The 20527-nt window shown below is 63.7% G+C and carries 22 protein-coding genes; 7 read left to right on the top strand and 15 right to left on the bottom strand.

Annotation, left to right across the window (positions count from 1 at the left end; translation table 11 throughout):
• The first annotated feature begins 52 nt into the window (after positions 1-52).
• The gene (gene fabG / locus JYJ84_RS02525) at positions 53-793 is read left to right on the top strand and encodes a 3-oxoacyl-ACP reductase FabG (RefSeq protein ID WP_122948439.1); all 741 of its coding nucleotides are present in this window, start codon (positions 53-55) and stop codon (positions 791-793) included.
• A gap of 313 nt (positions 794-1106) precedes the next feature.
• On the opposite strand, the gene JYJ84_RS02520 is transcribed toward fabG, so the two are convergent.
• From JYJ84_RS02520 to JYJ84_RS02495, 6 genes are all read right to left on the bottom strand, one after another.
• A complete protein-coding gene (locus JYJ84_RS02520) occupies positions 1107-1574 on the bottom strand; it encodes a hypothetical protein (RefSeq protein ID WP_164462767.1) in 468 nt (155 codons plus the stop codon).
• Positions 1575-1657: 83 nt separating this feature from the next.
• Positions 1658-2149, bottom strand: a complete 492-nt coding sequence (locus JYJ84_RS02515; RefSeq protein ID WP_164462768.1) for a hypothetical protein — start codon at positions 2147-2149, stop codon at positions 1658-1660.
• A gap of 46 nt (positions 2150-2195) precedes the next feature.
• Positions 2196-2636 carry a hypothetical protein gene (locus tag JYJ84_RS02510; RefSeq protein ID WP_122948442.1) on the bottom strand — a complete coding sequence of 147 codons (441 nt, stop codon included), beginning with the start codon at positions 2634-2636 and terminating at the stop codon, positions 2196-2198.
• A gap of 176 nt (positions 2637-2812) precedes the next feature.
• Positions 2813-3859: a bifunctional transcriptional activator/DNA repair enzyme AdaA gene (locus tag JYJ84_RS02505; protein ID WP_122948443.1), complete on the bottom strand. Its 1047-nt coding sequence runs from the start codon at positions 3857-3859 to the stop codon at positions 2813-2815.
• Positions 3846-4619 (bottom strand): isocitrate lyase/phosphoenolpyruvate mutase family protein, encoded by a 774-nt coding sequence (locus JYJ84_RS02500; RefSeq protein WP_122948444.1) that lies wholly within the window; start codon positions 4617-4619, stop codon positions 3846-3848. Before JYJ84_RS02500 ends, JYJ84_RS02505 begins: the two co-directional genes overlap by 14 nt.
• A 134-nt stretch (positions 4620-4753) precedes the next feature.
• Entirely contained in the window at positions 4754-5689 is a 936-nt protein-coding gene (locus JYJ84_RS02495) for an AraC family transcriptional regulator (protein ID WP_122948445.1), read from the bottom strand.
• A gap of 298 nt (positions 5690-5987) precedes the next feature.
• Between JYJ84_RS02495 and JYJ84_RS02490 the strand changes: the two genes are divergently transcribed.
• From JYJ84_RS02490 to JYJ84_RS02465, 6 genes are all read left to right on the top strand, one after another.
• Positions 5988-7208: a cytochrome P450 gene (locus JYJ84_RS02490; RefSeq protein WP_122948446.1), complete on the top strand. Its 1221-nt coding sequence runs from the start codon at positions 5988-5990 to the stop codon at positions 7206-7208.
• 6 nt (positions 7209-7214) lie between these two features.
• A complete protein-coding gene (locus JYJ84_RS02485; RefSeq protein ID WP_122948447.1) occupies positions 7215-7448 on the top strand; it encodes a ferredoxin in 234 nt (77 codons plus the stop codon).
• Entirely contained in the window at positions 7441-8430 is a 990-nt protein-coding gene (locus JYJ84_RS02480) for a PDR/VanB family oxidoreductase (RefSeq protein ID WP_164462769.1), read from the top strand. Before JYJ84_RS02485 ends, JYJ84_RS02480 begins: the two co-directional genes overlap by 8 nt.
• A 97-nt stretch (positions 8431-8527) precedes the next feature.
• The gene (locus tag JYJ84_RS02475; protein ID WP_240201823.1) at positions 8528-9394 is read left to right on the top strand and encodes a fumarylacetoacetate hydrolase family protein; all 867 of its coding nucleotides are present in this window, start codon (positions 8528-8530) and stop codon (positions 9392-9394) included.
• Between the two features lie 72 nt (positions 9395-9466).
• A complete protein-coding gene (locus JYJ84_RS02470) occupies positions 9467-10285 on the top strand; it encodes a polysaccharide deacetylase family protein (RefSeq protein WP_174976646.1) in 819 nt (272 codons plus the stop codon).
• A gap of 113 nt (positions 10286-10398) precedes the next feature.
• Positions 10399-11328, top strand: a complete 930-nt coding sequence (locus tag JYJ84_RS02465; protein ID WP_122948451.1) for a transporter — start codon at positions 10399-10401, stop codon at positions 11326-11328.
• A 183-nt stretch (positions 11329-11511) separates the two neighbouring features.
• Here JYJ84_RS02465 and JYJ84_RS02460 read toward each other — a convergent pair whose 3' ends face one another.
• The 9 genes from JYJ84_RS02460 to JYJ84_RS02420 form a co-directional block, all read right to left on the bottom strand.
• On the bottom strand, positions 11512-12447 hold the full coding sequence (locus tag JYJ84_RS02460; RefSeq protein ID WP_122948452.1) for a 3-hydroxyacyl-CoA dehydrogenase NAD-binding domain-containing protein: 936 nt from the start codon (positions 12445-12447) through the stop codon (positions 11512-11514).
• A 28-nt stretch (positions 12448-12475) separates the two neighbouring features.
• Complete coding sequence (locus JYJ84_RS02455; RefSeq protein ID WP_122948453.1) at positions 12476-13681, bottom strand: acyl-CoA dehydrogenase family protein; 1206 nt, start codon at positions 13679-13681, stop codon at positions 12476-12478.
• A gap of 24 nt (positions 13682-13705) precedes the next feature.
• Positions 13706-14461 (bottom strand): acetoacetate decarboxylase, encoded by a 756-nt coding sequence (locus tag JYJ84_RS02450; RefSeq protein WP_122948454.1) that lies wholly within the window; start codon positions 14459-14461, stop codon positions 13706-13708.
• A 69-nt stretch (positions 14462-14530) separates the two neighbouring features.
• Positions 14531-15763: a CaiB/BaiF CoA-transferase family protein gene (locus tag JYJ84_RS02445; RefSeq protein ID WP_175222115.1), complete on the bottom strand. Its 1233-nt coding sequence runs from the start codon at positions 15761-15763 to the stop codon at positions 14531-14533.
• Between the two features lie 78 nt (positions 15764-15841).
• Entirely contained in the window at positions 15842-16645 is an 804-nt protein-coding gene (locus JYJ84_RS02440; protein ID WP_122948456.1) for an enoyl-CoA hydratase/isomerase family protein, read from the bottom strand.
• Positions 16646-16751: 106 nt separating this feature from the next.
• Positions 16752-17108, bottom strand: a complete 357-nt coding sequence (locus JYJ84_RS02435; RefSeq protein ID WP_205183368.1) for a DUF3331 domain-containing protein — start codon at positions 17106-17108, stop codon at positions 16752-16754.
• A gap of 413 nt (positions 17109-17521) precedes the next feature.
• Positions 17522-17986, bottom strand: a complete 465-nt coding sequence (locus tag JYJ84_RS02430) for a two pore domain potassium channel family protein (protein WP_122948458.1) — start codon at positions 17984-17986, stop codon at positions 17522-17524.
• 91 nt (positions 17987-18077) lie between these two features.
• Positions 18078-19472, bottom strand: a complete 1395-nt coding sequence (locus tag JYJ84_RS02425) for a CdaR family transcriptional regulator (RefSeq protein WP_240201822.1) — start codon at positions 19470-19472, stop codon at positions 18078-18080.
• A gap of 105 nt (positions 19473-19577) precedes the next feature.
• Complete coding sequence (locus tag JYJ84_RS02420) at positions 19578-20525, bottom strand: alpha/beta hydrolase (protein ID WP_174976647.1); 948 nt, start codon at positions 20523-20525, stop codon at positions 19578-19580.
• Positions 20526-20527: the final 2 nt, after the last annotated feature.

Raw genomic sequence — 20527 nt, 5'->3', positions numbered from 1 at the left:
CGGCGGTCGGCGATCGCGCGACGCGATTCTTTCGGGTAACGAGGCAAAGGACATGAAACTCAAGGACAAGGTTGCGATCATCACGGGCGCTGCGGCGGGGATCGGGCAGGCAACGGCCCGGATGTTCGCGAGCGAAGGGGCGATCGTCGTGTTGTGCGACCGCTCCGGAGACGCGGTGCAACACGAGGCGCGGCACCTGAACGAGCGCGGCCATTCGGCGGTCGCGCATATGCTCGACGTGACCGACAGGGCCGGTATCGACGCGGTGATCGCGAGCGTGAAGGCGCAGTTCGGCCGGATCGACATTCTCGTCAACAACGCGGGCATTACGCAGGATGCGCGGCTCGTGAACATGAGCGAGGCGCAGTTCGACAAGGTCATCGACGTCAACCTGAAGGGCGTGTTCAACTGCACGCAGGCGGTCGTCGACACGATGCTCGAGCAGAAGCGCGGCGTGATTCTCAACGCGTCGAGCGTCGTCGGCATCTACGGGAATTTCGGCCAGACGAACTATGCGGCCAGCAAATTCGGCGTGATCGGCTTCACCAAGACGTGGGCCCGGGAACTCGGCCCCAAAGGCATTCGCGTCAATGCGGTATGCCCGGGCTTCATCGAGACGGACATCCTCAAAACGATGCCGGACAAGGTGCTCGACGGCTTTCGGGATGCATGCTGGCAGCGGCGGCTTGGCGCGCCGAGCGAGATCGCGAGTGTTTACGCGTTCCTCGCGTCGGAAGAAGCCAGCTTCGTGAACGGTACGGCGATCGAGGTTTCGGGCGGGTTGTCGGTGTAACGGCAATCGTGGGGCGAGGGCCGGGCAATGCCGCTTTGAACGGGATTGAAACGATGGATGACAACATCAGGGCGAACTCGCGCCCCGTGTCGCACGGGAGGTGATGCTCGCGCTCCCGGTTGTCGCTACGACAGCCGCGGCGGATGAGGGTTGGGGGGCGGTCGTCAATCGATACGCCCGTTGATATGCAGCGGCCCTTTGGACGAGACTGGCGGCCGGTCTGCCACGAAGGCCGGCGCCCGAGAAGCCCTCCGGCACGTCACCGCCGTGATCCGTCAGGTCGCCCTTGCGAGCAATGGCCGTCATGCAGCGGCTACACCGCCCGGTGCTTCTTCACCAGTTCCAGGGTTTCGCATGCTCGAAGAATCGTGTCTTGCGAGAATGGCGACAGCGGATGTCCGTCGAGCCACACGATCCACGCGATCACGGCATCGCACTCGATGTCTGTCAGCTTGGGCCAGCGCTGCAGAAAATAGTCATCCCAGTATTGCGCAACCGGCGATCTGTCCAGCGACCCCATCAAGCTCTCGATGACCGTCAGTGCAACCTGATTGTCTTCGACCGAAACACGGATGATCCCGGGTAGAAAGTAGCAGAATGCTTCTGGCGTCAATCGATAAATGGCGTCGGAGTATTGTGTCCAGTCGTGAGCAGTAGTCTCATCCCAGAGCAGGTTTGAGAAGTGCAACGCGTCGTCGTAGTCGTTCGTGTGGGATGAGACGGCCGGAACGACCGACGCCGGCCTCATGCGTTCGGAGAAGGCCGTTCTCACCTGTTTCATCACGAGACGCCCGACGTCAGCTGTGTGCATTTTCGGTCACTGCTTGCTGGTGGAGTACGACGCCGAGTATGGCTTCGACGGCCTCAACTTGGCTTGCGCCATACAAGCGAACGCGCCCAGCCGGCGATCGCGACAAACGTCAGGCCGGGGGAACACATCAATGCGACGAACAGGTCGAAGCCTTTGGAAAGCTCGGGCTCGGCGGCCCCAAAAATCCAGCGACTGATCGCCCGCATCACGGCGTACCATACAGCCGCACCACCTGCCGAATACAATCCGATCAAGAGCCAGGGCTTCGTTTCCGGTTCAACCTTGCGCCAGATATAAATCGCATACACAGCCCACGCGGCGTAGATTGGAATCCACAGCGGTCGAGGGATGTCGGAAGACGGGACGAAAACCGACAGGATCGCCACAAGGATCACGAGAACAATCAAACCTGTGATGTCCGCGAAGTATCGGCTTCTTTGCACTGTGAGCATGGGTATCAGCCTTTCATTCCTTGAATGCTGAATGGCGACCTGTGCAGGCGTGCTGAAACGACGGAGGCCCGGCGCCTGGCTGGCAGCTAGCATACACGTCTGCGACGGCGCCTGGATGGAGATGTTTGGGATACCGCGCCTAGATGATTCGCTTCCATGCTCCGTGTTCCGCTTTCTCCGGCTCGACGAATGCCCAGATCGAGCGACAGCCGGTGCAGCGACAGTACATGACCGAACCTGCCGAATCGGGTCCTTCGGAAGAGAACTGAGGCTGAGGAATGTTGGTGAGGACGCCGTTTGCGACGGCCGAGTCGCGACGATCGGCGTATTGCCGATACTCATGACGTGATTCGAATGCTTTGGGCTCGCCGACACCGAGACAGTGCATGCAGGCCGGCAGCAAGCGCGCGATCGCACCGTTGCTTTGCGCTTCACTCCCTCGCATGAGCTTCAGCCATTCACCGCGCGGGATTTGTGCGCCCACACGCGTTCTTTCGCCGTCAAGCCACACGCGCAACTGAGGCAGGTCGACATCTCGCTCGCGATAGCGGCGGAGCATGTTCTGAATATCGTGGTCCATTGTGGTCGTGTACCTGACTGTCGACGGGCGTCGTCCGGTTGACGCAGCGAGATCTGCATCGCCACCACGATGCCGCTCACAAAATAACCGAGACCCAGTATGCCTCGGGATCCGGATACGACGGGTAGCGATCCGCCACGTTCTCCTTGATGGGTTGTGCCTCCTCCCGACGCCCGCTATGCATGACGCTTCTCATGCTCCAGAAGCCATTGCTTCCGCGCCAGTCCGCCGCCATAACCGGTGAGCGCCCCGTCCTTCCCCATGACCCGATGACAGGGGACGACGATCGCCACTCGATTGGCGCCATTGGCGCCGGCCACTGCGCGAACCGACCGGGGGCTACCAAGTTTCTCCGCCTGCTCGCCATAACTGGCCGTGCTGCCAAACGGAATGGCCTGCAACGCCTGCCATACCGATTGCTGGAATGGGCTGCCGGGCGTGTCCAGCGTCAGATCGAACTGCTTGCGCGTACCGGTGAAGTACTCGCCGATCTCGCGCTCGGCCTGGCGTGTGTGCGCGTTTTCTCCCGTCAGGATGCGTGCCCGCAGGAGTCGTTGAAGATCCTTGAACTCGGTTTCCAGCATCCGCCGATCGACGAATTCGAGCAGACAGACGCCCCGCTCGGTGGCGCACACGAACATCGGCCCCAGGGGCGTGGTAAAGCGGTGGATGAGGATGACGTTCGCGGCCTCGGTCGGCGCACGCCCCGTCAGTTTCCTGCAGGTGTAGCCGAAGCCGCTGAGCGAGTCGTAGCCGCTGTCGAGCGCGACGTCGATGGTGCGACGGCCAGCCTTCAGTTCCTCCAGTGCCGTATTGATCCGCAAGGAACGCTGGAACGCCTGGAAACTCATCCCGTAGTGCTGCTGGAACCAGCGGCGGATTCGCTCCGGGCCGAGCCCGCGCTGCCTGAGGCGCGCGTCGCTCAGGCGTTCCTTCGGATGGGCGCGCACCCAGTCAATGGCCTCGGCCACTTCCGGTGGCGCCGCATGCGCGTTCTCGGTCGGCCGGCAGACCTTGCAGGGCCGAAAGCCCGCATTGAGCGTCTCCCGGAGGTCCGTGTAGAACACCACGTTCTCGCGTTTGGGTTTGCGTGCCCGACAGGTCGCGATGCAGAACACGCCCGTCGTTTTCACCCCGACATAGAAGATGCCGACGTGATCCGCCGCGCGCTCGACCAATGCGCGGTAGTAAGCGTCGATTTGCCGGATGTCAGTGACCAGCATGGCAGAACACCGGATCGAAGGATTGTTCGGCGCGTACGTCACCGAAAAGCTGCTGCAGTACGTGGTGCGCCCGCTGGTGCAGGAAATTGCCCATGCTGATGCGCTTGACGCCCAGTGCGGCCAGGCGCCCGAACGACGGCAGGGCCGGCATGCACATGACATTCAGCGGGAGCGGGACGCCGCCCACGATTGCAGCGATATCCGCTTCGTCGGTCAATCCGGGCACGAAGAGGCCGTCCGCCCCGCTTTCGGCATAGCGTCGGCCGCGTGCGATGGTTTCCTCCCGCGCACGGTCGACATTCAGCAGACAGGTGTCGGTGCGCACGTTGATGAACAGGTCGACGCAGGCAGCCTGCAAACCCGCACGAATATCGCGCAGGCGCCGCGCAAAGGGCTCGACGTCGACCAACGTACGCTGGCTGCCGCGCACCACGCTGTCCTCCAGGTTGACACCGACGACGCCCAGCGCAGCCAGTTCACGCAGGTTGGCGACGACAGCCTCGGACGTCGCGCCATAGCCGGCTTCGACGTCAACGGACAGCGGCAGGCTGGAAACCAAACGGACGCGGGCAACCAACGCCTTCAGTTCGTCAAAACGGACCCCCTCGCCATCGGCGTAGCCCAGTGAGTCGGCAATGGCGGCGCTGGACGTCCCGATTGCCGCGTAGCCGGCCGTTTCCGCGGCACGGGCGCTGGCGGCATCCCAGACGTTGGCGAGCAACAGCGGTTCGGCTTGTTGATGGAGCTGGGAAAAAGTCATGATGCGTTTCTCGGTTGAGCGGGAGGAAAGTATGGGTTTCCCGTCGATCGCATCACAACCGAAAACTGGACAACCATTTTTTGTGGCTACGCGACTTCTTGTGGTGTCCATCGGCCCCGAAAGCGGCAACCTTATCAGAACGGCGGGGTCGCGCCACCGCGAAACTGACGGGGTTGTACTCCGCTGTATCGCTTGAATGCGATCGAGAATGCCGCTTCGGACTGGTACCCCACCTGCCACGCGATCTTGCCGACCGAAAGCGAGGTGGCCATCAGGAGCCGCGAGGCTTCCTGCATGCGAAAGCGCGTGACATAGCTGAAGATGCCTTCGCCCAACTCGTGTTGCGCTGCAGCGATCAACCGCGAACGCGATGTCCCGGCCACGGTTGCAAGCATCTCCAGTGTCCAGGGCCGGGAAATGTCGCGATGAAACTCACGTAAGGCCGTCGCCACCCGGGAATGGTCCGGCAGCGATATCCACGCCGGCAACTGACGCGTATGCGATGCGATGTAGTGCCGAATGACATCGATCACGATCAGTTCGGCCTGACGCGTTGCCACCGACCGGAATCCCGGGCGCTGCCACGTCAGTTCGTCTCGAATGGCGTCAGTCGCGCGACACAGCCACACCGGCAACTCGTCGAAGTTCAACAGCAACACGTCGGGCAACGCATCGAATAGCGAGGGGCTCACGCCTTTTGCTGGCGCCATGCCGATGAAAAATGTCGACGTCACGCCCTTGTCCGGCGACTCGCCGAACGCAATCGTCTGGAAGCGATCGACATTGGCGGGATTGCGCAGATCGACGGGCTGGTTGGGGCGGGTGAATAGCGCGTCCTGAACGATGTGTTCCCGTGCGCGAAGGATCAGGCACACGCTTTTGTCGTGCAACGCATTCCGCTGTCCCGACTGCGTCATGAACAGGCTGCACGTCGCACCGGTAAAGACATACAGCGTGACCGGCCATACGTCGCCGGGCATACGTACCGCCCACGGGCTGCTTGATTGTGCGTGACCCGCCTCGATTTCCGCGAAGCGGCACGTATCGAGCGCAGCAGTTATCGGATCCATTTACCGTACTCCATTCATCCCTGCATGTCGTCGGACGCCGGTTCCCGCACCGGGCATCCCGCCACAAGGGAAACACCGCGGGCTGCCGCGCGCAATCCGTAGATGCCTCGATTCGCTGAATCCGCCGCGATGGCGGCGGCCGGCCGTGATGGTGCTCTCGCAAAAGGAAATGAGTCCTTCGGATGGGAGCGGCAAACCATACTCCCACCAGACCGATGTGCAGACGCTTCGAGCACTGGAGACGCCAGGCCGAAGCCGGCAACGCACGACGGATTGCCTACCCTTTCCGGATAATCAGATGCGCCCTTTCGATACCCCCGATCTGAAGTCGGCCACTTTTCTCGCGGACCGGTACCCGACCTACCGCACGCTGCAAAGCAACTTTCCCCATTTCGAAATCGACATCAACGGCGAGCGCTGCATCGTCCTGACGCGATACAGCGACGTCGACGAGGTGCTGCGCAACCCGCTGGCGACCGTCCAGCAGGCGCCCGGCACGTTTCCCGAGCGCATCGGCACGGGCGCGGCGGCGCGCTTCTATCGCGAATCGCTGCCGAACATCGATGCGCCCGATCACACGCGCATCCGCCGTATCGTTACCCCGGCGTTCAATCCGAAAACCGTTGCGAACATGCGAGGTTGGGTCGAAAAGGTCATCCTCGACCATCTGGACAAGCTCGAAGGCGAGACCGAGATCGATTTCGTGTCCGACTTCGCGGATCCGGTTCCGGCTGAAATCGCTTGCCGGCTGCTGCACGTGCCGCTTTCCGATGCCGGCGAACTGTTCGCGCGGCAGCACGGCCTGAACGCGGTACTGAGCGTGTCGGACATCACGCCGGAGCGCCTGGCCGAAGCAGATGCGTCCGCCACCTTCTATTACGAGTACATGGACGATGTACTCGACACCCTCAAGGGCAAGCTTCCCGAGGACGACTTCGTCGGCGCGTTGATCGCGGCGGAAGGCGCGGACAACGGCCTGACGCGTTCCGAACTGGTCACGACCCTGATCGGCTTCCTGGTCGCCAGCTATCACACGACCAAGGTGGCGATGACCAACACGGTGCTGGCGCTCCTGAATCATGAAAGCGAGAAGGCTCGCCTGATGGCCCAGCCCGACCTCGCCCGCACGGCCTGGGAAGAGTCGTTGCGCTATGACGCCCCCGTGCATTTCGTGCACCGCTACGCGTCGGAGGCGATCGTGATCGGCGGCACGACCGTCGAGAAAGGCACGCGCCTGCTGCTCGGGCTTCACGCGGCCAATCGTGACGAAACCCGCTTCCCGGATGCCGGCCGCTTCGTTATCGACCGCCCCGACAATCGTCATCTGGCATTCGCAGGCGGTGGCCACTTCTGCCTGGGATCCCAGCTCTCCCGCCTGGAGGGCGATGTTCTGCTGCGCACGATCTTCCAGCGTTTCCCCGGGATGCGTCTGACGGAAACGCGCTTCGAACGCGTGCCGGACCTGACGTTCCCGATGCTGCTTCGCATGGCGGTTTCGCTTCGTGCCAACGCGGGGTGATCGCTCATGAGTCAGGTCACCGTCGAGATACAGGGCGATATGTGCTGCGGCTTCGGTAACTGCGCCAGCCTGTGTCCTCAAGTGTTCGTGCTCGACTACGACACGAACCGCGCGCAGCTGGTGCCCGATGCACCGGTGGACGCCTATGCCGCCCGAATCGCGCAGGCCGCCAGCGAATGCCCGACGCAGGCCATTTTCTTCAGTCAATCCGGCGACGACGAGTGGAAATCGCATGCGTGACCCAGCCATCCAGCGCGCGATAGCCGAGTGGCGGCCGATGCGCCTCGTGGATCGCTACCGGCTCGCCGAGAACATCTTTGCGGTGACGCTCGCGAGCGAGTGCGGGATACCGCTTCCGGAGATCGCACCGGGCGACCACATAGAGGTTCAAGTGCCCGGAGGCACGCGCGCCTATTCACTGTGCAACCCTCCCGGCGCACGAGGCCACTATCTGCTGGCCATCCACCATTCGACCTCGCGGGGTGGCGCACATTACCTGTGCGACACGTGCGGCATCGGCGACACCGTGCAGGTGCGTGGCCCCGGCAATTGCTTCGCATGGTCGCCGACGCATCGACGCGTCGTGTTGATCGCGGGAGGTATCGGCATCACGCCGATCATCTCGATGGCGGAGCATCTGGCACTGCTGGGCGTGGATTTCGACATGCATTACAGCGCGCGTAGCCGTTCGGCGGCGGCGTTCGTGGACCGGCTCGACGGCAGTGCGTACCAGGATCGGGTTCGCTATCACTTTCGGGACGATCCGCGATGTGAACGGCTGGATCTCGACGCGCTCTTCAAAAGCCTCGATGCCACCCGGAACGTCTACCTGTGCGGGCCGAACGCGATGCTGGCCGAGGCCAGGGCATTGAGCGAACGGTATTCGCTGTCAGACCGTCTGCATTACGAACGTTTCGGTGCGAGCCGCCCCGCATCGGATCTGCCGGCGCCGACCGGCGGCTTCGATGTATGGGCGGCCCGAAGCGGCCGGCGTGTCGAAGTGCCGGCGGATTGCTCGATTGCCGCCGCCTTGACCCGGGCCGGCGTCGATGTGCCGCTTTCCTGTGAGCAAGGCGTCTGCGGCATGTGCATGACGCGGGTATTGGACGGCATCCCGGACCACCGCGACGCAGTGCTTTCGGACGCGGAGCGCGCGGCGAACGACGTCATCCTGCCCTGTGTGTCGCGCGCGAAATCGGCCTCGCTCACGCTGGATCTATGAGGTGGCCTTCGCGGCTTCCAATCCCGATTACGCCGATTGCTGTGGTCCCTGCCGGGGACACCCCACAAAACACTCAGGAGAGAAGATGAGACTTGCGATGTTTCGCGAAGGCGGCACCGACCGCATTGGCGTGGTCGAGGCGGACACCATCATCGACGTGACCGCCGGCCTGCCGGCGCTATCGGCGGAACTCGCCGACTGGTTGCCCGGACTGGCGACCTCGTGGCGCATGCTCGCGCTGCTGGCACGCGAATCGACCGCGCGCTTGCCGTTGTCGGCCGTCCGCCTTTTGCCGCCGATACGGCGACCGTCGACGTTCCTGGCGATCGGTGGCAACTACGCGTCGCACCTCCGCGAAATCGCACATTTGAACGTGAGTGTGGGGGAGCACCAGATCTGGTTCAACAAGCAGGTCTCGTGCATCACCGGGCCGTTTGACGACCTCATCGTGCCGGCAGGCATGTCGACGCTCGACTACGAGGTCGAACTGGCGGTGATCATCGGCCGGCGCTGCCGCAACGTGTCGGCACGGGATGCCGTGCATTACATCGCCGGATATACGGTCTGCAACGACGCGAGTATCAGGGAACGACACGGCCGCAGCCCGACCATCACGCTGGCGAAATCGTTCGACTCGCTCGGCCCGCTCGGCCCGTGGATGGTGACGGCGGACGAGATCCCCGACCCGCACGCGCTACAGGTCCGCACGTGGGTAAACGGCGAATTGCGGCAAGACGGCAATACGGCGGAGATGCGCTTCAACATTTTCGAGCAGATCGAAGAGCTCAGCAGCGCCATGACCCTGGAACCCGGTGACGTATTGGCCACCGGCACGCCGGCCGGCATCGGTGCCGCACGCCAGCCACCGTTGTTTCTTTCGCCGGGCGACGTCGTGCGCATGCAGATCGAAGGTATCGGCGAAATCGAGAACCGGGTAAGCGCCGCGCGCCCTGCACGCACCTGATCGGCGTCGTCGCGTGCCGTATTGCAGTCATGCGCAGGACGGGATCATTCATTTAAATCAGGATTGCAGATCATGCTGTGTATCACATTCGACAATTTCGGCAATGCGGCTGGCGATTCGCTGCCGTGGGACTGCCCGGCCGATGTCCCTCCGGTGGAATGGGCCGCCTACAACAGAATCGGTCTGGAACTGGGCCATCCACGCATCCTCAAGCTTCTGGACGATCTGCACATCCGTTGCACGTACTTTGCGGAAGGGTACGCGGCCGTCTTGCATCCGGACGAGATGAGGCGCTGGCATGCCGCCGGCCATGAACTCGCCGTGCATGGCTGGAAACACGAGCTCTGGTCGGGCATTGCGTCGCGCGAAGAAGAGGATCGCCTGGTCGGACTGGCCGTGAAGCGCATTCACGCCGTCACCGGGGAGGTGCCGACAGGCTTTCGGCCCCCGGGGCTCGCCATCAATCCGTGGACGGACGACGTCCTGGCGGCTCACGGCATCCGGTATGTCTCCCGGTTCCTGCCGGGTTCCGGCGCGGGAGTGCATGGCGAGGATGCGAAGGCAACGGTCGCAAGCCGGCTCGATGTGCTGCCCACCGATCCGGCGCTGATCGACGGCGCCGTGATCCACCCGCGGTTCGGCGGAATCTTTGGCGCACTCGATGCGGCGGCTGCCTACGACAAGTTCCACCGGCTGGCCGTTGCACATGAGCGCACGCGCCCGGACGAACCTTGGGTGCTGGTCGTTCATCCGTTCACGTCGGGCAACCGGGCGTGGTTCGGGTTCGAGGACTTCATGCGGCGTCTTGCCGGTGAGTTCGGCGCATCCCGCTTCTGCCTGGCGAAAGACGCGGCATCGACGACGCTGCGCGCCAGCACGGGCATCCGCTGATGCGGGGGGCGCCGTCGCACGCCGATCGGCTCACGCCCCACACGGTGCGCGTCAGGCATGGCCATGACGGACGCATTTCAAAAAATAGAAAACACGAAAAAAGGAGACAAACCATGAGGCAATTCATCTTTCTCGGACTCTTTCTCTGGGCACTCTCGCGTGGTGCGATGGGGGCGCAAGGGGTGACCTACGGCGGTCCGGTCGGCGGTACCGACATCCAGAACGCCTATCTCCCGCCGGCGCCAGGGCTGTATGGATCGTTCATTGGCGTCGGCGCGTATGGCGATCAGTTTTACGACAACGCGGGGAAGAGTTCCGCGATGTCGGTCAGGATGCCGGGCGGGATTGCCGAGTTCGGCTTGCTGTACGTCTATCCATTCAAGCTGTTCGGCGGAACGCTGGGCAGTTCCGTTGCGACCGGGTACGGGTGGGGCAACATCACCATCAATGGCAGGCGTGAGAATTTCAAGGGCATCAACGACATCTATACCGACGTGCTGACGTGGAGCAAGCACCTCGGATCGTTTGAGGGAGGCATGCCGCGAGGGTTGACCGTGAAGCTGGGCTATTCGATGGTGATCCCGACCGGGAAATACAACACCACCGATCTGTATACGACCGGACAGAACACGTACTACTACATTCCGAACGCGGCGCTCACCTATCTGACCGGGCCCAATTTCCTGGGCGACGGCACCGAGTTCAGCGTGCACTTTTTCCTGGATGTGGCCGGCAAGAACACTGCGAAAAACTACACGAACGGTGTGGTGGCAGACGTCGATGTGGCGATCAGTGAAGTGATCGGCAGATGGCAGGCAGGTGTGGCGGGCTATTACGCGCGGCAGTTTACCGACGACAGGGAGAGCGGGCAGCCTGTCCCGGGTGGAAACCGGTTTGCCAGTGCGGCTGTCGGGCCCGTCGTCGCGTACAACATTCCCGAGTGCAAGTGCAGCGTCAAGTTCAAGGCCCAGTTCTCCGTGTTCACGCGAAATTCGCTCGCGCCCAACGCGGCCTATCTGTTTTTCAACAAGGCATTCAACTGACCGGGGAGGGGGGGGGCGCGCGTCGGCATGCACGGGCTTCCGCCACGAAACCTGGCCGAGCGGGCGCCGTTTAGGTGGGCCGTTCGGAACTTCCGGCCTTCCGTTCCGGGCGGCGCCGGCGGCCGTTCGGCCGGTGACCGATCGGCTCGGCCGCCGCGATGCACGCGGCGGCCGACGCATGCGTTACCGCTCTTCCGCCCGAAGGGACAGCAGGCCGAGCAGCACCTCGTCACGGCGAGCGGCCAACTGGTCGATCGAGCGACCGTCCACCTCGTCCTGAATGCCGTCGATCATTTTCCGCCGGACCTCCGGCGTGATTTGCGGCGACCCCAGCACCTTCCACCACGCGGTCATCGGGCCGGTGAACTGATCGAAGAAATGCTCGATGCCGCCTTGTCCGCCACCGAGATGAAACAGCAGGTTCGGACCCATCACGCCCCAGCGCAGGCCCGGCCCCCAGCACACGGCCGTATCGGCATCCTTGACGCTCACGACGTCTTCCGCGACCAGATGGACGATCTCGCGCCAGAGGGCCGCCTGCAGGCGGTTGGCGACATGGCCGGGCACTTCCTTGTTGAGCCGGATGGTCTTTTTCCCGAGGCGCGTGTAGAACGCCGTCGCGCGTTCGATCGTTGCCTCCGATGTCCGGTTGCCGCCGACGATCTCGACGAGCGGAATGAGATGCGGCGGATTGAACGGGTGGCCGATCACGCACCGTTCGGGGTGGCGCTCGCACGCCGACTGGATGTCGCTCATGGTCAGGCCGGACGAACTCGACGCGATGATCGTGTCCGGCGCGAGAATCGCGTCGAGATGCTTGTATAGATCCTGCTTGAAGTCGATCCGCTCGGGGCCGTTCTCCTGGACGAAGTCGGCGCCGGTCACCGCTGCGTCGAGGTCGGTCGTGAACTGCAGCCGTGCGCGCGAAGCGCCCGGTGCGAGGCCCATGGCTTCGAGTGCGGGCCATGCCGCGTCGATGAATGCGTCGAGCTTTGCGCCGGCGTCCGGCGCGATGTCGGTCGCGACGACGTCCAGCCCTCTGGCGAGAAACAGCGCCGCCCAGCTTGCGCCGATGACGCCGGTGCCGATGATGGCGACACGGTTGATTGCCTTGCTCATGGCTTGCGATCCTTCGAATGGAGTGAGGTCAGACGAACGCGCTGAAACCGGTGATCGCCTTGCCGACGATCAGATGGTTCATTTCGCGCGTGCCTTCGTACGAATAGAGGGCTTCCGCGTCGGCAAAGAAGCGTGCGACGTTGTAGTCGAGCACGATGCCGTTGCCGCCGAAGATTTCGCGTGCCCAGGCGACGGTCTCGCGCATGCGGCTCGTGCAGAACGCCTTGGCCAGCGACGATTGCTGATCCAGCAGCTTGCCCTGGTCCTGCAGCTCGGCGAGCCGGACCACCATGCATTGCGACGCGGTGATGTTGCCGAGCATCTTCGCGAGGTGGTCCTGAATCATCTGGAACGATGCGATCGGCCTGCCGAACTGTTCGCGGGTCTGCGCGTAGCGCAGTGCATGCTCGTAGGCACCCATGCTGCAGCCGACGGCCTCCCATGCGACGTATTGGCGGGTCAGGCGCAGCACGCGCGCCGTGTCGCGGAACGACATGTCGCCCTGGAGCCGGTTTTCCTCTGGCACGCGGCAGTTGTCGAGGGTGATCACGCCGTTCTGCACGACCCGCAGCGCGATCTTGTTCTCGATCTTTTTGACGGAAAAGCCCGGCGTGGTCTTGTTCTCGACGATGAAGCCCTTGACCTGGTTGTCGTCGACGTCGCGCGCCCAGATGATCGACAGGTCGCACCAGGGCGAATTCCCGATCCAGCGCTTCTGGCCGTTGAGCACCCACGTATCGCCTTCCCGCTTGGCGGTGGTCAGCAGGCCACCGCCGGAACCCGACCCGACCAGCGGCTCCGTCAGGCCGAAGCAGCCGATCTTCTCCAGGCGTGCCATCGGCGGCAGCCATTTCTGCTTCTGCTCTTCCGACCCGCCGAGATAGATCGATCCCATCGCCAGCCCGCTATGGACGCCGTAGAAGGTCGAGATGGACGAGTCGACGCGCGCCAGCTCCATCGCGATGAAGCCGTCGAGCAGCGTGCTGCCGCCGGGGCAACCGTAGCCTTCGAATCCGATGCCGGCGATGTTCAGGTCCCGGATCTCGGGAATCAGCTCGAACGGGAACGCGTCGTCGGCCCAGTAGGTGTTGATGATCGGTGCGACGCGGCTCTCCATGAACGCACGTACCCGTTTCATCAGGGCGAGATCGGACTCGCTCAGGAATTCACGGATCAGGTAAAAGTCGCTGTCGGGGGCTGGAAGCGGGTGATTCGGCTTCGCGCTGGCTGTCATGATGATGTCCTTGTGAGGCGGAATTCAGGAGGCGTTCGACGGCGCATGCAGATAGTCGTGAACGACTTCCGCGCCGGCGATCGTCAGATCGGTCAGGAGATGGACGGCGGAAACGACTTCGAGCACCGGCAGCCTGGCGACCGGCGCGAAGCAGTGCGGATGCAGTTCCAGCGAGGCCGGGCCGGTCCATGCGCCTTTCACCGTGATGTCGGTCACGTAGTACCGGACCAGTTCGCAGACGCGGGCCGTTCCGTCGACGTGCGGCAGGATCTTCAGCAGGAAGCCGGGCGCTTCGAGCGTCTTGCGGACGGCGGCGAGATCCAGCGGCTCGTACTTGTAGGCCATGGTGGCGGTGGCCACGCGCACGCCGTTGTAGTCGAGGGTGCCGACCAGCGCGTCGTTTCGCACTTCGAGCTTCGGTTGCGCGAGCACCTTGGGAAAGCCGAGCAGTTCCCGGCCGGACGCGATGCCCGCTTCGCTGTCGAGGTACATGGCATGCGTGAAGCCGCCGGGCGCGCCGTTGAACGAGACGGGGACGACCTGGCCCGATTCGGTATACGAACCGAGCCCGCTCGAGTCGGGCATCTTGATGAACTCGTACTTGACGAGCGGCTCGGTCGGCCGCAGCGGCTCGGGGACGATGCGCGCCAGCGCTTCCGGATCGGTGCGATAGGTCACGATGATGAATTCGCGATCCACGAACCGGAACGGTGGCTTGGGATAGGCCGGGCTGCCGAACGGCATCGCGTACGCGCTGGCGCGGATTTCAGCTTCAGTCATGAAATGCTCCGAATGGGCGGCTGGCATGCGCCAGCCGGTGTGTTGGGTCGGAAGAGGGGCGGGCGTGTGTCAGTTCGCGTCGTCGAAGCGGGCAACCGCGCCCGAATCGTGAAGGCGAGCGATATCGGCATCGTCAAAGCCGATCTCCGCCAGGATTTCGGCGCCGTGCTCGCCGAGTTGCGGTGCCACGCCGGGCGCCACCTTCTTGCGCCCCTTGATTTGAATCGGATTGCTGACCGTTCGCGTGGCCGGTTTGCCGGGGATGTCGAGCGGCACGACGATTTCGTTGATCTCGAGCTGGGGATCGTGAATGATTTCGTCGGCGATCTGAACGACACCGAAGATCACGCGCTCGGCCGCGAGCGTCTGCTTCCAGAAGGACAGCGGCTGGCTCGCGAACAGCGGATCGAGTATCTCGACCAGCGCGGCCGCGTGCTCGACGCGCAGTCGCTCGTCGGCAAAGCGCGGATCGTCCAGCAGCGCAGGCAAGCCGGTCGCACGGACGAAACCCGGCCACTCCTTGCGCTGTGCCGCGACCAGCAGGATCCAGCGGCCGTCGCTCGTCCGATACGGGTTGAGCAGCGCATTCGGCGGATTCTTGCGGTCGTGCTGCGGAAAGAACCGGCCGCCGTTGAGGCCGCCTTCGACCCAGGCCGCCGCCGCCCAGATGCCGTTGGCGATCAGCGACGTCGTCACGTGGCTGCCCTTGCCGGTCCGGGTGCGCTCGTAGAGCGCGGTGACGATCGCGGCGTACAGGGTCGTCGCGGTGGCGTGGTCGCCGATTCCCGGAATGGGGAGGGTCGGCGGGCTGCCCGCATCGTGCGTGACTTCCATGAGGCCGGAGCGCGCCCAATAGGCGGTGACATCGAATCCCGGCGTGTCGGCATCGGGGCCGTCGGATCCGTAACCGGTAATGTCGGCGTAGATCAGCCGGGGATTCAGCGGCGCGAGATCGTCATAGGTCACGCCCAGGCTGGCCCGCACACGCGGCGGGAAATTGACGACCACGACGTCGGCCCATTGAACGAGGCGTGCCAGCACGGGCCGCGCGTCGCCCGATTTGAGGTCGAGCGCGATGCTGCGCTTGTTGCGGTTCGTCAGTTGCCACGCATAGTTCGTCGCGGCAACCGGGTTCGGCGGAATGCTCGAAAAGAAGCGATAGACGTCACCGGTGCCTGGCGGTTCGATCTTGATGACGTCCGCGCCGAAGTCGGCGAGGATCGTCGTGGCGGCAGGGCCGGCAATGTAGCTCGCGAGGTCGAGCACCTTGAGGCCCGAGAAAACGTGTTGTCCGTCAGTCATGGAAGTGTTTCGAATTCGAGGTTGAGAGAGGGCGTGGCGTCGAGGGGAGCGGCCCCGGACGCACGATGTCGTCGTGCATCAGCGCCCGTGGAATACCGGCGCGCGCTTCTCGAGAAAGGCCGCGGTGCCTTCCTTCTTGTCGTCGGTCGCCGCGCACAGCGCGAACAGCTTTCCTTCCAGTGCCAGTCCTTCCGGCAGGGCCGCGTTCAGGCCGAGATGGACGGCGTCCAGCGCATAGGCGACGGCCAGCGGCCCATTGGCGGCGATCTGCGCCAGAATCGCTTCCGCGCGGGCGATCAGCCGGTCGGCTTCGACGATTTCATTGACCAGCCCGATCCGGTGCGCTTCTTGCGCCGACACCATTTCGCCGGTCAGGATGAGTTGCAGCGCGATACCCTTTCCGACGAGACGGGGCAGTCGTTGCGTGCCACCGAAACCGGGGATGAGCCCGAGCCTGACTTCAGGCTGGCCGAACTTCGCGGCGGGGCTCGCGAGCCGGATCGTGCACGCGAGCGCGGTCTCGCATCCGCCGCCGAGGGCGAGGCCGTTGACGGCGGCGATCACGGGTTTGCCGAGATGCTCGATGAAGTCGAGCAGTGCCTGGCCGGCGCGCGTGCGCCGCTCCGCGTCGATCGGCGTCGCCGTGGCCAGTTCGCCGATATCCGCACCGGCGATGAACGCGCGCTGACCCGCGCCGGTGAGGATGACGCCGCGAATCGATGGATCGTTGCGCGCATCGTCGAATGCCGCATGCAGTTCGTCGATCGCCTGCTGGTTCAGCGCGTTCATCACGTCGGGGCGGTTCAGCGTCACGTAGGCGATCGCGGCCCGCTTTTCATAGAGCAGGGTATCGAAGCGGGGGGATGACAAGCTGTTGGACATGCGGTCGGTTTCTCCGAGGAAGGGCGCTTGCTGATCCGGGACCAGGGGCGTCCGGATGGCGGGAACGAAGCGGCGTGGTGGTGTGTTGCAGCGCGAGAGGCAGGCGTCAGGCGTCGGGCATCCGGGTGTCCTCGACGGCGGCGGCGAGGATCATGAAATTCAGGTTCACGGGCTTCGATTGCAAGCGGATCCGGCTCGGCCGATAGACGAGGTCGCCGGCGTATATCGCGCCATGCGACAGCGCGCAGACGCCTGCGCCGCGAGCGATGCCGATCTTCCAGATCTGATCGCCGTAGTGGCAGGCGGTCGGGTCGAGCCATGACACGCAGATGGTCGATTCGCTTTGACGCCCGAGGACCTTGACCTTGGCGACCGACGAACCTGCGCCTGCGGGCGTCCTTTGCCCATCATCGCGGCCGCGCGCAGCGACCGGGGACGTGCGCCGATGCCCGCTGTCGAGCATGTCTACCAGGTGCGACCATATCGAACGATCCGGACTGCCACGCTCCATCCATGTGACTCCTCTTACCTTCACTTCATTCAAGTAAGTGGTACTGATTTGAAACAATCCTAAGGCGGTGCCGATCCTGCGCCTATGTGGGTTCCCACAAAGGCATTAGCTTTTTTTCCAAACGCGAATGCGCTCGATGCGCGGGGGCAGTCCCGGGAGGCAGGTGAGGCGTGGGGAGGGGGCGCAATCACGTGACGGGCGCGGGAATACCCGGATCGCGAGAGGGTGCAAGAGGGTTCGAGATGGCGCGCGGGACGCGAACACGCAGGCCATCTGCTGCATGGCGTCGCGCACAATCCATGCGGCACGCGGTGAGCGTCAGTCGTCCGATACCGGCATGCCGCACGGTATCGGACGTCGATCCGCTATCGGGAGGACGCGGGGCGATGCAGCGAGTGGGCGATCGCAGCGAAGTCGGCCTGAATGACCGCGAACAGGAACGCGGTGGACATGCCGAACAGCAGCACGCCGTCGGATGACTCGATCGCGCCGAGCATGCGCCAGTTCGGGGTCAGCGAAAGGCCGGATGCGCCGCGTGTGGCCATCGTGTCGAGCGAGAAGAACAGTGCGTCGCTGAACGAGCCGAGCGCCTTCAGATGAACCAGGACGACGGCCCACAGAGCCGCTTCGAGCGTATGCAGCGTGCCGAGCGTGATGCAGATGAAGGTGACGATGCCGACCAGCTTGCGCAGTTGCACGTGAATGGTGTTGTGCTGCATGTCGAGTGCGCGGCGTATTCGACGCGCGCCGACGGCCAGGAGGACCATCGCCGCCGCGTGAATCAGGATGTTGATCATGCTGAGAAGCGCACCGATCGTCCAGCTTTCCATGATGAATGTGTTTGTTGAGGAATGGGAAGGAAAATGGAACCGGGTCAGGCATCGGGCAGCGCGGGTACGGCAGCCTGATCGCCGGTTGCCGTCATGTGCGCGCGCTGCGCAGCTTGAGCGCGATGTCGAGCTTCGAGATCCAGCCGGCATCGTCCAGGCGCGCGCCGAGCATGTTCTCGATGCGCTCCAGGCGGTAGTTGAGCGTGTTGGGGTGGATGCCCAGGACGCTCGCAGTCGCCTTGAGTCGCTGGAACTGCGCGAAGTAGGTCTGGAGCGTCTCGAGCAATTCCGGTTCGATGGCCAGTCGTTCGATCAGGGACGTCAGGTAGCTCAGCGCACGCTGCGTGCCGCGGAGGCTTTCCTCGACGGCGATTTCGGCATACAGGCGGACGCGTTCGTCGTCGAGGTGGTGGCGGCCGAACCCGAGCGCCCGGCTCGCCTCGTTGGCGGACTGGGCCCAGCCCGATGCGCCTTCGCCCGGCAGGCCGACGCCGATCGCGGTGACTTCAGGCAGCGTATCCGCGATCGACGCGATCTGCTTCACCATCTGCGCGTCGTTCGTTCCCGCCGCGTCGCCAGGCCGGACGGGTATCCACATGAGCAAATGCCCGCGAAACCAGATGGCGAAAATGTCGTCGGCGGACAGTTTCAGGTGCCGGGCTGCCGCCGCGACGATGTGGTCGATCTCGCTCTTGAAGGTGATCGAATTGCTGTCGATCGACGCGATGTCGACAGCCAGCGCCACGCGCGGCACCGACACATCGAGACGTAGCGCCGCCGCCGTCTTGTTGAATTCGTCGGTGTCTTCGGGGAAGTTGAAGATGATGCCGTGCAACTGGTAGCGCAGCGAATCGCGCCAGCGCGCCTGTTTGTACTGCTCCTCCAGATAGGTCTGCGCCACTTCCTGCGACATGATGTCGAAGAATTCCATCAGATAGGGAGAAACGCGGAACAGGAGTTCGTCGCGCAGGCTGTCGTTGTCATCGGCGAGCCCGATATAGAAGCACCACAATTCGCGCGACCCGAGTCGGAACGCGCGGAGCAGCGCTTCCAGCGGAACGCCCTGGTAGACGCGCCGGCGCCCGTATTCGCGGAAACCCTCGAGAGCGTCCTCCGACGGCATCCGGCCCGATACGAGGCTTTCGAGCCACAGCGTCGACGACAGGGTGATCGAATGACGAATATCGAGCCGCGTTGTCGAATCGAGATCCGCGTAGGGCTTGACGACCATCAGCGCCTTGTACACGCGATCGACGAAGACGGCGTTGTTCTCGGCGACGCTGGCGGTCCACTGGCGCAGGGCCGGCGAGATCTCGGGGATGGCGGTGGTCATACGAATTCGCTCCTGACGAATGCCTTGCACGATCGGACGGTGCGCCGGGAAGCCTGAATGGTACGTCCGGGAGTGGTCGTGCTGTTGAACGGATTGAACAAAGCTTGGCGGTACAGAGGATTGCCGCTTGCGTCGCTGCGGTTCGCCGCCCATGCGCCCCTTGCGGGACCCTGCGGCAACGCCGCGCAACGGCCGGTTCACGCTACCGTCGTAGCCGTGCCGGCACCGTTGCGCGACGCGCGCCGAAGCTCATCCCATTCAGCGCTTGTCCAGCCAGCCGTTGACGTAGCTGGCCACATCCTTCCAGTTCTGATCCACGATCAGCACATGACATTGCCCGTCGAACTGATGGAAATCGGCGACCGACGAAGCGTCGCTGTATTTCTGGAAGTTCTTGAGGTTGAGCGCGGCAGGGATGATGTGATCGTCTTCGCCGCCAATCATCAGCAGCGGCCCGTGCGGCTTCGTGAAATCGATCTCCGCCACCTTGCTGCTGGTACCGCGCCCGACCCGGCGCGACTCGGGCACCGCATAGTCACGGTAAAGCTGCTGCGCTTCGGCTTCCGGCACGCAATTGGCAAACGCATAGCGGAAATCGTCGAACGTCGGCGCAAAGGGCTCATCGACATTCGCGAACGGGCTGATCACGGGCCAGTTGCTCTTGATGAACGACCATTTCGCCACGATCAGGCCCGACGCCGGCGCCGAATCGATGGCCACGGCTTTGGCGGCCAATCCCTCCGACAACAGCTTCTGCGCGACCAGTCCACCCATCGAATGCCCGATCACGATCGGCTTTTCCGGGAGCTGGCGCAGCACCTGTCGATAGCGCTCGATCACTTCGTCCAGCGTCAGCTTGCCCAGTGCCGCCTGGGCCTCCGGCGAGCGTTGCTGCTCGAGCGTGCCGTCATGCAGCGGCCATGCGGGCGCGATGGTGTGATAACCGAGCTTCTGGAAATAGGCCTGCCAGTTGTCCCATGCCTTGGGCGTCATGAACATGCCGTGGATGAACACGATCGTCCGCGGATGAGCGGCCGGCTGACTGGCGGTCGTGGCCGACACGGCAGCGGTGGAGGGCGCAGCGGCCGCAGCCGGCGCGCCGGACTGGTCGGAACAGGCCGCGGTCGAGGCCAGCAAGCCGGCCAGCAGCACGGAGCCGCAAAAGATTCTTGAAATACCGGTTCGTTTTTTGATTGCTTCAAACATCG

It is taken from the genome of Burkholderia sp. LMG 13014, assembly GCF_905232215.1.
Lineage (GTDB): Bacteria > Pseudomonadota > Gammaproteobacteria > Burkholderiales > Burkholderiaceae > Burkholderia.
The sequence above is the reverse complement of the archived record's forward strand: the minus strand, read 5'-3'. Positions and strand labels throughout refer to the sequence as shown.

What these genes read in the sequence shown, in the direction of transcription:
- fabG (WP_122948439.1), top strand. Translation starts at nt 53, where the DNA reads ATGAAACTCAAGGACAAGGTTGCGATCATCACGGGCGCTGCGGCGGGG.
- JYJ84_RS02520 (WP_164462767.1), bottom strand. Translation starts at nt 1,574, where the DNA reads ATGAAACAGGTGAGAACGGCCTTCTCCGAACGCATGAGGCCGGCGTCG.
- JYJ84_RS02515 (WP_164462768.1), bottom strand. Translation starts at nt 2,149, where the DNA reads ATGCTAGCTGCCAGCCAGGCGCCGGGCCTCCGTCGTTTCAGCACGCCT.
- JYJ84_RS02510 (WP_122948442.1), bottom strand. Translation starts at nt 2,636, where the DNA reads ATGGACCACGATATTCAGAACATGCTCCGCCGCTATCGCGAGCGAGAT.
- JYJ84_RS02505 (WP_122948443.1), bottom strand. Translation starts at nt 3,859, where the DNA reads ATGCTGGTCACTGACATCCGGCAAATCGACGCTTACTACCGCGCATTG.
- JYJ84_RS02500 (WP_122948444.1), bottom strand. Translation starts at nt 4,619, where the DNA reads ATGACTTTTTCCCAGCTCCATCAACAAGCCGAACCGCTGTTGCTCGCC.
- JYJ84_RS02495 (WP_122948445.1), bottom strand. Translation starts at nt 5,689, where the DNA reads ATGGATCCGATAACTGCTGCGCTCGATACGTGCCGCTTCGCGGAAATC.
- JYJ84_RS02490 (WP_122948446.1), top strand. Translation starts at nt 5,988, where the DNA reads ATGCGCCCTTTCGATACCCCCGATCTGAAGTCGGCCACTTTTCTCGCG.
- JYJ84_RS02485 (WP_122948447.1), top strand. Translation starts at nt 7,215, where the DNA reads ATGAGTCAGGTCACCGTCGAGATACAGGGCGATATGTGCTGCGGCTTC.
- JYJ84_RS02480 (WP_164462769.1), top strand. Translation starts at nt 7,441, where the DNA reads ATGCGTGACCCAGCCATCCAGCGCGCGATAGCCGAGTGGCGGCCGATG.
- JYJ84_RS02475 (WP_240201823.1), top strand. Translation starts at nt 8,528, where the DNA reads ATGTTTCGCGAAGGCGGCACCGACCGCATTGGCGTGGTCGAGGCGGAC.
- JYJ84_RS02470 (WP_174976646.1), top strand. Translation starts at nt 9,467, where the DNA reads ATGCTGTGTATCACATTCGACAATTTCGGCAATGCGGCTGGCGATTCG.
- JYJ84_RS02465 (WP_122948451.1), top strand. Translation starts at nt 10,399, where the DNA reads ATGAGGCAATTCATCTTTCTCGGACTCTTTCTCTGGGCACTCTCGCGT.
- JYJ84_RS02460 (WP_122948452.1), bottom strand. Translation starts at nt 12,447, where the DNA reads ATGAGCAAGGCAATCAACCGTGTCGCCATCATCGGCACCGGCGTCATC.
- JYJ84_RS02455 (WP_122948453.1), bottom strand. Translation starts at nt 13,681, where the DNA reads ATGACAGCCAGCGCGAAGCCGAATCACCCGCTTCCAGCCCCCGACAGC.
- JYJ84_RS02450 (WP_122948454.1), bottom strand. Translation starts at nt 14,461, where the DNA reads ATGACTGAAGCTGAAATCCGCGCCAGCGCGTACGCGATGCCGTTCGGC.
- JYJ84_RS02445 (WP_175222115.1), bottom strand. Translation starts at nt 15,763, where the DNA reads ATGACTGACGGACAACACGTTTTCTCGGGCCTCAAGGTGCTCGACCTC.
- JYJ84_RS02440 (WP_122948456.1), bottom strand. Translation starts at nt 16,645, where the DNA reads ATGTCCAACAGCTTGTCATCCCCCCGCTTCGATACCCTGCTCTATGAA.
- JYJ84_RS02435 (WP_205183368.1), bottom strand. Translation starts at nt 17,108, where the DNA reads ATGCTCGACAGCGGGCATCGGCGCACGTCCCCGGTCGCTGCGCGCGGC.
- JYJ84_RS02430 (WP_122948458.1), bottom strand. Translation starts at nt 17,986, where the DNA reads ATGGAAAGCTGGACGATCGGTGCGCTTCTCAGCATGATCAACATCCTG.
- JYJ84_RS02425 (WP_240201822.1), bottom strand. Translation starts at nt 19,472, where the DNA reads ATGGGCGGCGAACCGCAGCGACGCAAGCGGCAATCCTCTGTACCGCCA.
- JYJ84_RS02420 (WP_174976647.1), bottom strand. Translation starts at nt 20,525, where the DNA reads ATGTTTGAAGCAATCAAAAAACGAACCGGTATTTCAAGAATCTTTTGC.